Genomic DNA, 15,552 nt, shown 5'->3' with positions numbered 1-15,552 from the left:
CTCCTAAATTTTATTTTAAACGGAGTTCCAAGCGGCACAAAAATCAGCATAGGACATTTGTTGAACACAATACCACAAGAGTTTATAAATTTCTAGGGCTTGATCGGAACGTTCGCCTTGATTGACAGCAATTCCATAGTTTTTTAAGATGGTGACAACAAGAGAAAGCTGTTCTGGAAGTAGACCCTTTTTTAAAACTTCAATGGTGCGTTTATATATTCCAATTGTTTGTCCAGGAATCTGTAAACTTTCAATCAAAGTAGAGATCGCTTCTGGATGTCCGAGTTGTATTTTAATCAGAGAAATTGCATATTTTCGCTTGAGTTTCATCTCGGAAGCAGTCGTTAGTCTTTGTTCTAAAATAATTTTGGTTTTTTCTGTATATTTACAGGAGTTTACAGGATGATTTCTAGATAATTTTATAGACAAAACATTCATCGCAAAATCTTTTTGTAAAAAAGGATTGTCAGGCGCAATTTCACGCAAATCCTTAATCACTCTTGACCTAATTTTTCTAGAAGTTAAAGGAGATTGAATTAAATTAATTAAAAGATGAATTGCTGTTGTATTTCCCGGATCAATTTTTCCCAGTCGATAGGCGACTTTACGACGAAGGGTGTCTTCAGAAGCAGAATTCAAGATTTCTGTTAAAGTATTAATCGCCAAAGGATGACGAATACTTACTTGTCCTAAACTGTAACTAACATTCATTTGAGTGATTTGATCGGGAGCAGTTTCTAATAATTGAATTAAAGTCTTTTCAGCAACTTTGTTATCTGGATCAAAATTTTTACCTAAACTATAAGCAACTAACCAACAAATTCGAGGATGAAACAATGATTGTAGATATTTTTCGAGTAATAAAACGGCTCGTTGTCGGTTCGTTGAAAATAAAGCAGTTCTGGCTCGTTCTAAAATCGGGGTTGGAAAATTTAACCACTTTTGTTGAACTGAATCAAATTCACCATAACACCAATGAATCAACTGATTAATAATTTTATCAGTTTGACTAAATTCGGGAAATTCAGCGAGTCCCACAGCAGCCAGAAAATAAGCTCTATATTGATAAAAATTGCCATAATCTTCAGAAAAGTTAACTAAGGCTTGAATAAACGCTTCTTTTTCTGAAGCCGGAATATCTAAACGCCCCAACCACAGTAAAATAATTTCTCGCCATTGGAATGAAAATATCGGAGGTTGAGGAGAATCTTGATTGATAAAAAACTGCCAATTTTCAATCGCTTGGGCTGCAAAATATTCTTGAAACGTGGAATGATAAAACGCATAAACTCGATCTCCGGTTGTCGCTGAAATTCCAACAGAATGCAACCAACCCAGTTGTAACGCTAGAGAAAATAAATCAATTTCATCGGTATTCAGAACCGTTTCGACAAAGGATTGACTCAAGCGAAACTTCATTTCAACTTGAGAAAAAGCATTTAAAGCTAACTTTGCCAAAACTTTATTTAATCGTTGACGCTGTGCGAGGGTTGTAGAAAATATTTCTTGTTTCCACTCATAAAGTGTTTGAATAAACTGTTGATAAAGAGCGGATTTTGTCCTGGGTAAATTGCCCTGCATCACCGTCCAAGTTCGACACAACAAGGCTAAACATAAAGGGTTTTTGACAGTATCTGCAATGCGCTGACGTTCGGGTTTTTGCAGTTCAGTGTAAAGATAAATACCCTGTTGAGGTTGTTCTTGAAACCATTTCTGCATAAATTGTTGAACTTGATTTTCAGATTGAGAGGGAGAATGACAAAAGCTTAAATTTCGATAGGTAACAAAATCTTGGAGGGGATTTTTTCCCATCTCCCAAACGTTCATTCTACAGGTAATAATGACATGAGCGTTTGCTATCCAGCCCCGCAGTTGACGCGCAATAAAGGTTAAAGCTGCACTCGATTCAATTGCCATTTCATCAATCGCATCTAATAGCAACCATACTCGTCCTTGCTGAAATAATTCTGCAAATTGTTGTTGGAGTTCGGGTGACAGAATAATTTGGCAGGTTACTGTTCTTAGCCAGTTTTGGAGTAGATATTGTTCAAGGGTTTCCCCTTGTAAATCAGCCAGAGAAATCCAAATCGGGAAGAATTGATGCTCTAATAATTTATTAGCGATATTTTGTAATAATGTCGTTTTTCCTGAACCCGGTTCTCCAATAATCCCAATACGTTGCGGGATTTCTGCGGTGAGTAATTGTTGCAAAAATAGCTCAGGATCAATTACAGTTTCTGAGTCTGTATTTTCCCCATCATTCAGTTCCCAATCCTGTTCAGTTTGTAACTCAGGTTGAAATTTACATTCGATTAACCCAAGCGGAACATAAACTTCTTGAACTTCAAACGTCACCCCATCACTAACGGTTAAAGGATTCGTTGTTAAACGTTGAATTTGTTGCGTCTGTAAACTGTCTTGACACCATTTCCACCATAGATTATCGGCTTTATTTTTAAGGGGTTGAGGCGGTAAAGACTGATGAGAATAATCTGGATTTTCGGGAGATTCACAACTCTGAGAAACTTGTTTAGATGTTTGTGGACGGCGCTCTTGCCATTCGGAATCAAACTGTTGTAAAATAGCAGTGCGATCGCGTCGTTTATGCCAAAATTTTAAGGTAAAATGCCAAATTTCTGACCCTCGCCGCACGGGACGATGATCGTCTAAAATCTCTAAAAAATCCATCAAACGGTTTAACGCTTCTTTAATTTGAGGAATTGTTAGCGCATTTCCTGTTAGTTTCATTAACGCTTCTAGAAACCGCAGCTTCGTTTGTACGATTAATTGTCGGTCATTCTTCCAATCTATTTTAATCTCTCGTTGCAGGCGTTCTAGGGCGATTTCATCAGCTTCTAACTCATCGTTTGCATAGTCCAACAAAGCAGCGAGTAGCTGTTTCGTGCGTTTTTGGGTCTGCGGGCCGTAACTGGTTCGAGGCATTTTTTCAACAAAGTTGGGGGAATCCCCCATCTACACAACTTCCCCTATCTCTCAAGTTTAGTCTACATCTGGCTTTGCGGTGTCAAGCTCAAAATTCGATTAGGGGAATATCCTCACCTTATCTTATAAACATAGCAAACGGGAAGCCAACCAAACGTTAGAAATAACACAGGTTTTCATCCGATTAATTGCTAGTTATTCATGTGGCGGGTCGCTTAAATGGTAAAGCACATTTTTGCCTTTCGAGGACGCAGATTGAGGGTTATCGTCTGTAACACGAATCTCCCCTTAATCGCCGAGATGCGGGTTCAAATCCCGCTCCGCTACACCAACAAAATTCGTAAATTATAATGTTTTTACCCCCACCAACCTCCCCAATCTCTCCGCCTGCGGCACCTCCCTTTCTAAGGGAGGTATGAGGAGAAAAATTGAGTCAAAATCCGATCAATTTCCACAATCTTTGGCAGGTAGTTTAATGGTATAACGCTAGTAATTCCTGATTCACTACTTGTCTAAAAAAACCGAAGAATGATGTGTGGGTACTCTGCGAGAAGGCTTCGCCTACGACCCCCACCCTGCCAATTAGGGTTCGCCCTAAAACTGAAGTTTTGTCTAACAAATTTGCCTCAATGGGCCGGAGAAAAAAATGTTTAATCATACTTTTTATTTACGATTAATTTTTCAAGTTAGTTTGATCATCTTCACACTTAATCTGGGTCAAGTCTGGGCTTCTGCTGAACATCGTCAGTCTGGTTCCTCTCAACGTCAACCTCCTATTTTTAATGATGGGGGTTCGCGTTTATCTGACTTTAATTATAAAGAATAAATTGACAAAAATCAAGGAGAAAAACCATGAAATATAACTTTTTTTTCTCTCAAAATAAAACCCCGCAAAATCAACCGCTTCCAGGGCGGAAAGCCGAAATGACCCAGGGACGTTCGGGGGGATGGATGTTTAAAGCCGATATTTGGCAACTGTTAAGACGGTGTTTATTAATAGGAACTGCTAACGGTGCTTATTATGCCGGAAAACATGAATTAACACAAGAGTTTGTAGATGTTATTCAAGAAGCAATCAAAATCAATCCTCGGCGAGTTGCGGGTGAAATTTGTTATGCGTCTGATGGACGTTCAATTAATAATAGCACGCCAATTTTCGCTCTAGTTTTGTTATCAATGGGAGAAACCCCTGAAGCAAAACAAGCTTTTCTAGAAACCTTTCCGAAAGTGGTGAGAACTGGAAGCCATTTCTATGAATGGTTAAACTACACAAAAGCAATGCGAGGCTTTGGAAAAATTATCCGAGAAGTGGGGAAAGCTTGGCTATCTAATGAAGATGTTAAAGGACTCGCCTACCAACTGTTAAAGTATCAACAACGTCAAGGATTTTCGAGTCGTGATGCGTTGCGTTTATTCCATGTAAAACCGCCAACTACAGACCATGATTTGTTGTTTAATTGGGTAATGAATGGTTGGGATAAATTGCCTTCGGGGATTCCATCTGAAGCGTTAAAACAAATTTGGTGGTATGAATGGTTAAAACGTCATCCAGACCAAACTCACAAAGCCATTTCTCAAGGTCATTTAACCCATGAAATGGTTGCACCTGTGGGAAAAATGAATAAACAAGCTTGGCAATTATTATTTAATGAAATGCCAGTAGGTGCAATGTTAAGAAACTTGGGTTCTCTCACAGAATTAGGAGTTTTAGCAGCAAATGAACGGAAAAATATCGAACAAGTTGCTCAAGTTTTAAATAACCGTAAACACTTGAAAAAAGGACGAATTCACCCCATTGACGTGTTAAAAGCATTGAAAACTTATCAATCTGGGGGACGTTTAGGACGAAGCCAAAAGACATGGACTCCTGTTCCTCGAATTGTGGATATTTTAGAAGCAGCAATTGAGTTATCTTTTGACGTGATTGAACCCACCAATAAAGTGTTTTTACACGCTATTGACATCTCCAGTTCGATGTCTTGGAATACGGTTTCTTCCATCGGGTTAACCTGTTGTGAAATTGCAACTGTTATGGCTTTAGTAACCGCAAAAGCAGAGAAACATTATGTAATTCGGGGATTTTCAACTGAGTTCATTGATTTGAACATTACCGCAAAAGATTCCTTTAAAACGGCAATGCAAAAAGCCAACAATCAGAACTTTGGTGGAACCGATGCAAGTGTTGCTTATGAGTGGATGATTCGTCATAAAATTAAAGCCGATATGATTTGTTTTTGGACAGATAACGAAACTTGGGCGGGATCAAAACATCCCTGTCGGGCGTTAGCAGAATATCGTCAAAAAATTAATCCTAAAATTAAGGGAGTTTATATTACTCTTGCGCCCTATAATATCACGTTAGTTGATCCAAATGATGACAATTCTTGGGATATTGCAGGCTTTGATCCCGGCACTCCACGACTCATTCAACTGTTAGCAAAGGGTGAACTTTAACGGCTTTAGGTTTTAAACTGACCTCTCAGACCCCCACCAACCTCCCCCTTTGAGGGAGAGGCAAATTACCCCTCCTAACTACTAAAATGGAGGGGATCTTTTTAAAGATTAAAAATACAAAATTATTCATAACTCCCCCTTTTAAGTTTCAACATTTTTATTATTCCCTCGCCTCGTAGGAGAGGGTTAGGGAGAGGTCATTTCAAAACATTTTTATTATTCTTTCGCCTCGTAGGAGAGGGTTAGGGAGAGGTCATTTCAAAACATTTTTATTATTCTTTCGCCTCGTAGGAGAGGGTTAGGGAGAGGTCATTTCAAAATATTTTTATTATTCTTTCGCCTCGTAGGAGAGGGTTAGGGAGAGGTCATTTCAAAACATTTTTATTATTCTTTCGCCTCGTAGGAGAGGGTTAGGGAACAGTCATTTCAAAACATTTCTCTTGTTCCCTCGCCTCGTAGGAGAGGGTTAGGGAGAGGTCATTCTACTTTATTAAAGTTTTGTGTATGCTTAACTATTTTTGTACGTCATAAGGTAAAATTTTAGCCAAAGTATTTGTGTTGTTTTGAGTGAGGGGTACTATGACATTAATTCGCTGTTTTTATCCAGCGTTCTCTGTATTACAAATTACAGTTTTAAGCAGTTTATCCGCCCTTGCAACCCCCTCACAATCAACAGAAAATTTTATTATAAACGCTGATACTTCTTCTCAACTTGTTGTCGTTTCCGGTTCGGAAATTATCCTCGCCCAAGCCATTACCCCCGCAAATGATGGGACGGGTACGGTTGTAACTCCAGAGGGAAATCGCTTCAATATTGAGGGCGGAACTCGTTCTGGAGATGGGGCGAATTTATTTCATAGTTTTGAGAAATTCGGACTCGATGAAGGTCAAATTGCTAACTTTTTATCTAATCCTGAAATTCGTAATATTTTAGGTCGAGTAATTGGGGGTGATGCCTCTTTTATTAACGGTTTAATTGAGATGACCGGAGGCACTTCAAACCTGTTTTTAATTAATCCATCGGGGATATTATTTGGGCCGAACTCTCAGTTAAATCTTCCCGGTGATTTTACCGCAACGACAGCCAACGGTGTTCAATTTGGTACTGAATGGTTCAACGCAGAAGGGTTAAATAACTACGAAATATTAACCGGAAATCCGACGGGGTTTGCCTTTACAATGGCAACTCCAGGGACTGTGATTAATTTAGGAACGTTAGCCGTTGAACGAGGACATAATTTAACATTATTGGGCGGAACAGTTGTTAACACCGGACAACTTTCGGCCCAGGAAGGACAGGTGATTATTACATCGGTTCCTGGTGAAAATTTAGTTATAATTAGTCAACCCGGACAACTGTTAAGTTTAGAAATTCAACCGATAGTTCCCGGTAGCAGTCAACCGAATAATTGGTCAATTCCGATTACCAGTTTACCCGATTTATTAACTAGGGGAGTGAGTGGGTATGACATGGCGGCGAAAGTTAACCCCGATGGAAGTGTAGAATTAACCGTTTCTAATACCACCGTCCCTGTCAATTCTGGGACAACTATTGCTTCTGGAGAGGTGGATGTTTCGGGGGAAACGGGCGGAACCGTTGGCATTTTTGGGGATAAAATAGGGGTAATTGATGCCAATATTAACGCCTCTGGAACCAATGGCGGAGGTACCGTTTTAATCGGCGGAGAGTATCGAGGTTTGGGCGATGTTCCCAATGCGTTAAGGACGTTTGTTAATCGCAATACGACAATTAATGCAGATGGTTTATTAACAGGAGATGGCGGACGGGTTATTGTTTGGGCGGATGAAGTTACAGGGTTTTATGGGAATATTAATACAAGGGGAGGGAGTGAGTTAGGAAACGGGGGATTTGTAGAAGTTTCGGGAAAAGAAACGTTAATCTTTGATGGAATTGTTGATACTTCGGCTGTCAATGGAAGTTTTGGTATATTGTTACTTGATCCTCGAAATATCACAATTAATCGAAACTTCACTCCACCGAATCAAGGTGATACAGAATTACCCGATATTTTAATAGGAGACTTTGGAGATACAGATATAACAGTTAGTGAAAATGTCCTGGAAAGTATAACCGGAAAAGTTATTTTACAAGCCACTGAAAACATAAGAGTTGTAGATGGAATCTCTCTCAATTTTGTAGAAGTACAAGGAGAAGGGGATAGTTCAATTACCTTTACAGCAGATGCAGACAATAATAACAGTGGTAACTTCTTAATGGATCAAACTCAATCCATTAATACTTCGGGACGAGATCTCACGATTTCAGGAGTAGAAATTAGAACTGGAGGGTTATTTACTGAGGGGGGAAATGTTACTCTGACTGCTTTGGGAAATGGTAGTAGGATAGTTATTCAATCTGGCATAGATACAGACGGAGGAGCGGTTAATATTACGGCGGGAAATGACACGGCTAATTTACCCAGTTTTATTACAGTTAATGGTGAAATCAATACAATTGATATAACAACATCTGGTATTGCAAATGGAGGAAATATTAGGATAGAAGTTCTGGGAAATGGTGGTGAAGTTACAACAGGTTCAGTAATAACAGGCGGGGGAGACGTTACGATTAATGTTGGGAGTAATACCGCTAGCCAAGCGAGTTCAATCGAAACAGGTGAAATTAGTACAACATTCCTTATCGGAGAATTTGATTTTGATCCCTTAGCAGAGGAGAATCAAATTATCGGAGGAGTTGTTAATCTCAATGCTTTGGGAAATGGTGGTCAAATTACAACAGGTATTTTGGGTACAAATGGAGGTAATGTTAATCTAAATGTAGGAAGTGAAACGGCAAACCAAAACGTTATAATCCAAACCGATATTATTAACACAACTAACAACACAACTCGTGGTGGAGGAACAGTTAATATTAATGCAGAGTCCGCTACAGGAAATACAGAAATTTCGATAGGAGAAATCATTACAGCATCAGCTTTTGATGGTAATTCAGTCACGATTAATGCAGCAACTTCTGAAGGTGACAGTAATATTTCTGTTGGGGATATAAACACATTCTCAGACAATGGTATTGGAGGCGATATTACTTTTAGGAGTCGCCAAAACTCAACAGCTTCTTCTGACGGTGCCACACTAATTATTGAAAGTAATCAAATCTTTGATGCGGGTAGGGGTACGATAGAATTTGATAATGTTGGAGTCAATGCGGGAAGTAACACTCTAACTTTAAGAGCAGATGAAATTAATTTTGATATTAGTGGAAATAATCGATTAGTTTCAGGAAGTGGAAATTTAACCCTACAACCCTTTACCGAAGACCGAGGAATTAATATCGCGAATTCTGACAATACTGACACTACAACTCTAAATATAACTCAAGCTGAAATTAACTTAATTCAAAATGGATTCAACTCAATTACCATCGGACGTGATAATAGTAGTGGAACGATTACGGTTGTTAATCCTGTTACCTTTAATGACCCTTTAACCCTACAAGCTCCATTGGGTGATATTATTGTTGATGGAACGTTAACCGGACTTGATAATGCTTCAATTACCATAATAGGTTCAGGTGAAACAACCACAGTCAATGCTGATATTATTACCGCCGGAAATCCGATTACAATTGATGATAGCGTTGTGATAGGAGACAATAATTTTGTTTATCTAAATACGACGGAATTAAATGCACCGGGTGCGGATATTATCATTACAGGAACGGTTAACGGAACGAATCCCAATACCGAAACTTTAAAGGTCATTTCAGGAATTGGAAATGTTAACTTTGATGATGCAATTGGGAATGTAGTTCCCCTATCTGAACTCACTATTAATTCTGCAAGTGTGACGTTTGGGAATGCGTTAACCACAGAAAATATTCTTTTGAGAAGCGATGAAATTAACTTTGAAGGTGGGGAAAATTCAGTTACCGGACAGTTTATTACTTTAGAACCGAATACCGTTAGTAATATTGCCATTGCAGGTTCAACAGATACAGGAACAGAAACTCTAAATCTCACGACAACAGACTTAGCCGCGTTAAATAATTTTGAGTCTAGAATTGGACGGTTTGATTTTGATGGGAATATTACGATTGAAAATAATATAGAATTTTCTAACCCCGTGACCATTACCGCCGGAACCGGAAGGATTAATTCAGTTAATAATGCTGGAATTATTGGAACCGATAACGCTTCAATTACGTTGAATGCAGATAGTCAAATTAATGTGGGTCAACTCTCAACTGAAGGCGAAAATATTAACCTAAATTCAATTGGAGAAATTATCACTGGGAATATTATCACAAATGGCGGTGATGTTGATATTGTCGCGGGGAATAGCTTTACCACCGAATCTACTTCAATTCAAACCGGAACGATTAATACTTCTTCTAACAGTGAAAATGGCGGAAATATTCGCTTAGATGTTCAGTCAGGAAGTGGAACCGCTACCTTACAAACCGATGCAATTAACACAACTTCTGTGAGTGGAATTGGCGGAACAGTTGACCTGAACGCAGGGACAAATATAGGAGTGAGTACCATCACAGTCGGAGATATTAACTCCTCTGTTGATGAGGGAATAGGCGGAAATATTACTTTCAGGAGTGAAATTTTTGATAGACAACAAGAACAGGAAATCTTAAGTCTTGATGGTGCAAATTTAACGTTAAATAATAGTCAAAGTATTAACGCTGGAACCGGAACTATTACCTTTAATAATGTGGGTATTGTTGCGGGAAATAATGACTTAACCCTCACCGCAGATGAGATTGATTTTGATATTAGTGGAAATAATCGCCCGATTTCAGGAAGTGGAAATTTACTCTTACAACCATTTACAGTTAATCAAAATCTTATCATCTCTGGAACCGAGAGCGAAGACTCTAACACCCTTGATTTAACCTCAACTGAATTGAGTTTACTGGAAAACGGCTTTAGTTCAATTACCATCGGACGAAGCAACTCATCGGGTACAATTACAGTTGTAGATAGTGTCACTTTTAATGACCCGATAACCCTACAATCTCCCAACGGTTTTATTGATATTGGCGGGATATTAACGGGAGTTGATGATGCTTCTATTACCCTCAATGCGAATACGATTAACCTCAGTGAAGTGATTACCACCAATAATCAAAATATTACCCTTCAAGGTAACGAAATTAACCTCAGTGGAAACACAACTCTAGATACAAATACCACAGGTGGCGGCGATATTAGCATTAATGGAAACGTTAACGGAAATTCTGATATTACCCTAACAACTGGAACCGGAAATATTAGTTTTTCGGGGACAATTGGAGAAACTCAACCCGTTGGAAATATTATTGCTAATAGTAGCGGAATTACTGAATTTAGCGGAATCGTTAATGCAAATAGTCTAACTACAGATGTCGGCGGTTCAACGCAACTCAACGGTAATATTACAACAACCAATAATCAAACTTATAACGATTTGGTGAACTTGTTGGGTAATGTCAGTCTAAATAGTAGTAGCGGGAATGGAAATATTAACTTTGGGTCAACAATTGATGGGAATTTTAACTTACAACTCAACTCCGGTAACGGAAATATTACCCTCGGAACCGTCGGAGAGAACGAACCTTTATTGTCTTTAACCGTTAATAGTCAAGGTCAAACCAGTTTAGGCGGAAATATTACTACAAATAGTTCAGGTGGGGTGAACTTTGAAAACGCTTCAACGGTTCAACTCACTGATAATATTACGATTAATACAACTTCAGGAAATGGAACGATTAACCTGAATGGTGGAACGGTTGATGGGAATTTTAACTTAGAACTTTTAGCCGGAAATGCTGAAATTAATTTAGGCACAATTGGAAATATTACCCCGCTTAATAACTTAATCGTTAATACAACTGGAATAACTAACCTCAACGGAAATCTCACCACAAATAATACGATTGACTTCACACAAGCGACAGGCGGAACTCAACTTAATAGTAATATTGTGATTACCAGCATTAACGGAAATATTTCATTTGAAAACAGTTCGATAACGGGAACAGGAAATAGCCTAACTCTCGATACACCGGGAGAAATTTCTCTAGATGATGTGGGTGAGGATAATAATGAAATTGGCGGAGTGACTATCAGAAATGCAAATATTGTCAATCTATCTGGTAATATTTATACCGATGGCGGAATTAACTTCCCAAGCGTTACAACCATTAACCTAAATAGTGATACAGTAACTCTTGAAACGGATAGCGATAATGGAAATATTAACCTTTTAGATGCTTCCGTCGAAGGAAGTGGTGGGTTAATTATTAATGCGGGAAGTGGTCAAGTTGATTTAGGAACATTTGGGAATAATATTCCGCCTAATTTATTGACGGTTAATACTTCTGGCTTAACCACTCTCAATGGAAATTTGAGAATTAATAATAATATTGACTTCACCCAAGCCACAGGCGGAACCCAACTTAATACTGATGTTAACATGACCAGCATTAACGGAAATATTTCATTTGAAAATAGTCCTATAACGGGAACAGGAAATAGCCTTACTCTGAATACACCCGGAGAAATTTCGCTGAATAATGTCGGTCAAGCGGGGAATGAATTAGGGGAATTAACGATTAGCAATGCAAGTATTGTTAATTTATTTGGTAATATTTTTACCAATAGCGGTTTAGACTTTTCCGGTGCATCAACAGTTAATATTGCAGGCAATTCAGTCACTCTACAAACCCGTAGCGGGAATGGAAACATTAACTTTTCAAATGTTCCTATTGAAGCAACAACAACCGGAAATCAACTGATTCTTAATGCAGGAGGCGGTGATATAACGTTGGGTACAGTCGGAACTAATATTCCTTTAAATTCTTTATCCATTAATACCAGTGGTCAAACCAATTTAGGCGGTAATATTAGAATTGATGGGACTAACGGAATTACTTTTGAAAATGCGACTAATATTATTTTAACAAATGACGTTAATATTGACACTCGTTTAGGGAATGGAATCATTGATTTTGCCAATGGAACGGTTGATGGGAATTTTAATTTACAACTAACCGCAGGCAGTGGTAATATAATATTGAGTACATTGGGAGAAAATCAAGCTTTAAATTCTCTACAAGTAGAAACAACCGGAATAACTACCCTTAACGGAAATCTCACGACAAATAACAATATTAACTTTACTCAAGCCACAGGCGGAACTCAACTCAATGCTGATGTTGTAATGAATAGCAACAATGGCGATATTGACTTTAATAATAGTCCGATTTCAGGAACAGGTAATAATTTAACCCTGAATGCACCTAACGGAAATATTACTTTAGATACTGTCGGAAGTAACGGAAATGAGTTAGGAGAAATTACAACCAATAGCAATGGAATTACTCGATTTAATCGCACCGTTAATGCTAATAGCTTAACCACAAATGCAGGCGGAACAACTCAACTTAACGCCGATATTACCACAACCGGAGAGAATGGTCAGAATTATGGAAACGCAGTTAGTATTTTAAACAATATTACCCTAACAGGTAACGAAATCAACTTTAATAATACCGTCTCTGGTAATAATATAAATTTAACCTTACAGCCTTTTACATCAGCTTTTCCCGTTGAAATTGGAGGAACTAGCAATAACAACCCTAATAGTTTAAACTTAACAAATACCGAGTTAAACTTATTGCAAAATGGCTTTAATTTGATTACAATAGGAGGAGTTAATACCGGAAATATTACCGCAGTTGGAAATGTATCATTTCGTGACCCCGTTACCTTGCAGTCGGGTACTGGTTCGATTGAAACAAGAGGCTTTACAATTACTGGAACCGATAACGCAGCGATTAGTTTAAATGCTAATCAAAATATTAATGTTCGTAATATTATCAATCCCAACGGAAATATTAGCCTAAGGACAAGTAACGGTTTCATTAATACTAATGACTTAGTAGGTAATTCAGTTAATTTAACGACAAATAACGGTAATATTACCCTTTCATTGATTCAAAACTTCTCTCTAATTAACCCAAATATTACCACAAATGGCGGTAACTTTACTCTCAATAGTCCGTCTTTTATCCAACTCTCGGGGAATGGAGAAATTCGCACAACTGGAGGCAATATTACCCTCACAGGAACCGACATTACCAGTGAAATAGACCTCAATTCTAGTAATCCTGAAGGTCAAGGCGGTAATATTAATTTAACAGCAACAACCGGAACAGTTTCAACAGCAAATTTAAACAGTTCCGGCTTAACAGGCGGTGACATTACTGTTATCGCTCCCATTTCAATTGTTACAGGACAAATTAACAGTAGTGGTACAATTGGTGATGGTGGAAACGTCATTCTTGACCCAGAAGGCGATGTTGAAGTTGAGTTTATTAACGCTCAAGGTGGGCTGAATGGTCAGGGGGGAGATGTATTTCTTGAATCTACAGGCGGATTTGTGCGAGTCACTCAATCTTTTATCGATCAAAATAACATTAATGCCAGCATTTCTACCGCAGGCGGACAAGGTGGCGGTTCAATTACAATTCGTCATCAAGGCGGGTTAGCTAATGAACCGATTGCTAGCTTTGAAGTGGGAAATAGGAACCTCACTGAGAATGATAATGGTACAGCCGGCGCGATTACAACAGGTGAATTTACGATTAATTCTCAGAACTCATTCCCCGAATCTTTTACAGTCGGAAATATTGTCCTTCAAACTGATGATATTACACCCACACCAACCCCAACCCCAACACCAACCCCAACCCCAACACCAACCCCAACACCAACACCAACCCCAACACCCACTCAACCCGAATTTCCGGGTGATATTCTCCCCCGTCAAGACCCCGTTAATCCCCTTGAAATTTCTGCTAATCTTCCTTGTAGTTTAGTTGATGCTGGAATTTTAGCGGTTGAACAAGGATACACTCAAGATTTTGAAGAATATTGGGGAATGTCCGCGAGTAAATCTCCAAAAGGTTTAGTCGAAACCTGTGATGCTTTGAGTCAAATTGCCGGAATTACAGGGATTAAACCTGCTGTCATTTATGTTAACTTTGTCCCCGTTGAATATGACCTAGAAACTCAAGAAAAGCAGCTTGATGTTGTTGATTCTCCATCCGAAAAATCCTCTCAGTCTAGAGGAGATGACCAACTGGAATTAGTGATGATAACCGCAGAAGGTCAACCGATTCGTAAACGAATTTCTGGGGTAACTCGTAATCAAGTTTTACAACAGCGTACCTCTTTCTTACGAGAAATTTTTCCAGCCACTCGCCGAGGCAGTTTTTTACCCTTTGCTCAACAACTTTATCAGTGGTTCATTGAACCCTTAGCAACTGAATTAGAAGCACAAGAAATTAACAACTTAGTCTTTATTATGGATGAAGGATTGCGTTCTTTACCTTTAGCGGCTTTACATGATGGCGAACAATTTTTAGTCGAAAAATATAGCATTGGGCTAGCGCCCAGTTTAACCTTAACCGAAACTCGTTATAGTAATGTTAAACCCGCCAGTGTTTTGGCAATGGGAACCACTGAATTTCCGGCTGACCCGAGTTTAGGCGACTTACCTGCGGTGTCAGCAGAAGTAAATTCTATTACGGATAATTTATGGAATGGAGAATCATTTTTAAATGAAAACTTCACGATTGAAAATTTAAAACAACAACGAGCCGCTACGCCCTTTGGTATTATTCATCTGGCAACTCATGCTGAGTTTAAAGAGGGAGAACCGAGTAATTCTTATATTCAATTTTGGGATGATAAATTAAGACTAGACCAAGTGCGAGAATTAGGATGGAATCAACCGCCTGTGAAATTATTAGTCTTAAGTGCTTGTGAAACTGCTATCGGAAATCGTGAAGCTGAGTTAGGATTTGCCGGGTTTGCCGCCCAAGCTGGAGTCGAGTCAGTCGTCGCTAGTTTGTGGAAAGTTGATGATGATGCGACCTTTGCATTAATGGCCGATTTTTATCAACAATTAACCCAAGCCCCGATTAAAGCAGAAGCCTTGAGACAAACCCAAATTGCTTTCTTAAAAGGAGAGGTTCGGTTTGAAGGCTCACGCCTCATTTTACCCGATAGAGAACTAACTTTACCGCCGGAATTAGCAAATTCTATCTCTAATAATCTTTCAGATCCCTTCTACTGGGCTGCATTTACAATGATTGGTAGTCCCTGGTAATGAGGC

General features: G+C 38.7%; 4 protein-coding genes and 1 tRNA gene. 4 read left to right on the top strand and 1 reads right to left on the bottom strand.

The features are described from left to right. Window positions 1-15: 15 nt before the first annotated feature. Window positions 16-2,943: an NACHT domain-containing protein gene (locus VB836_RS21610; RefSeq protein WP_323222414.1), complete on the bottom strand. Its 2,928-nt coding sequence runs from the start codon at window positions 2,941-2,943 to the stop codon at window positions 16-18. Between the two features lie 203 nt (window positions 2,944-3,146). Between VB836_RS21610 and VB836_RS21605 the strand changes: the two genes are divergently transcribed. The 4 genes from VB836_RS21605 to VB836_RS21590 all read left to right on the top strand — a co-directional run bounded on the left by VB836_RS21605 (window position 3,147) and on the right by VB836_RS21590 (window position 15,546). Further along, window positions 3,147-3,274: transfer RNA gene (locus VB836_RS21605), tRNA-OTHER, on the top strand. Between the two features lie 315 nt (window positions 3,275-3,589). Next, window positions 3,590-3,769 (top strand): hypothetical protein, encoded by a 180-nt coding sequence (locus tag VB836_RS21600; RefSeq protein WP_323222412.1) that lies wholly within the window; start codon window positions 3,590-3,592, stop codon window positions 3,767-3,769. Window positions 3,770-3,795: 26 nt separating this feature from the next. Then, entirely contained in the window at window positions 3,796-5,397 is a 1,602-nt protein-coding gene (locus VB836_RS21595; protein WP_323222411.1) for a TROVE domain-containing protein, read from the top strand. Window positions 5,398-5,976: 579 nt separating this feature from the next. After that, window positions 5,977-15,546 (top strand): CHAT domain-containing protein, encoded by a 9,570-nt coding sequence (locus tag VB836_RS21590; protein ID WP_323222409.1) that lies wholly within the window; start codon window positions 5,977-5,979, stop codon window positions 15,544-15,546. Window positions 15,547-15,552: the final 6 nt, after the last annotated feature.

The organism is Limnoraphis robusta BA-68 BA1, assembly GCF_034932365.1.
Classification (GTDB): Bacteria; Cyanobacteriota; Cyanobacteriia; order Cyanobacteriales; family Microcoleaceae; genus Capilliphycus; species Capilliphycus robustus.
Note: the sequence above shows the minus strand (reverse complement) of the source record. Positions and strands in the feature narration are given on the sequence as shown.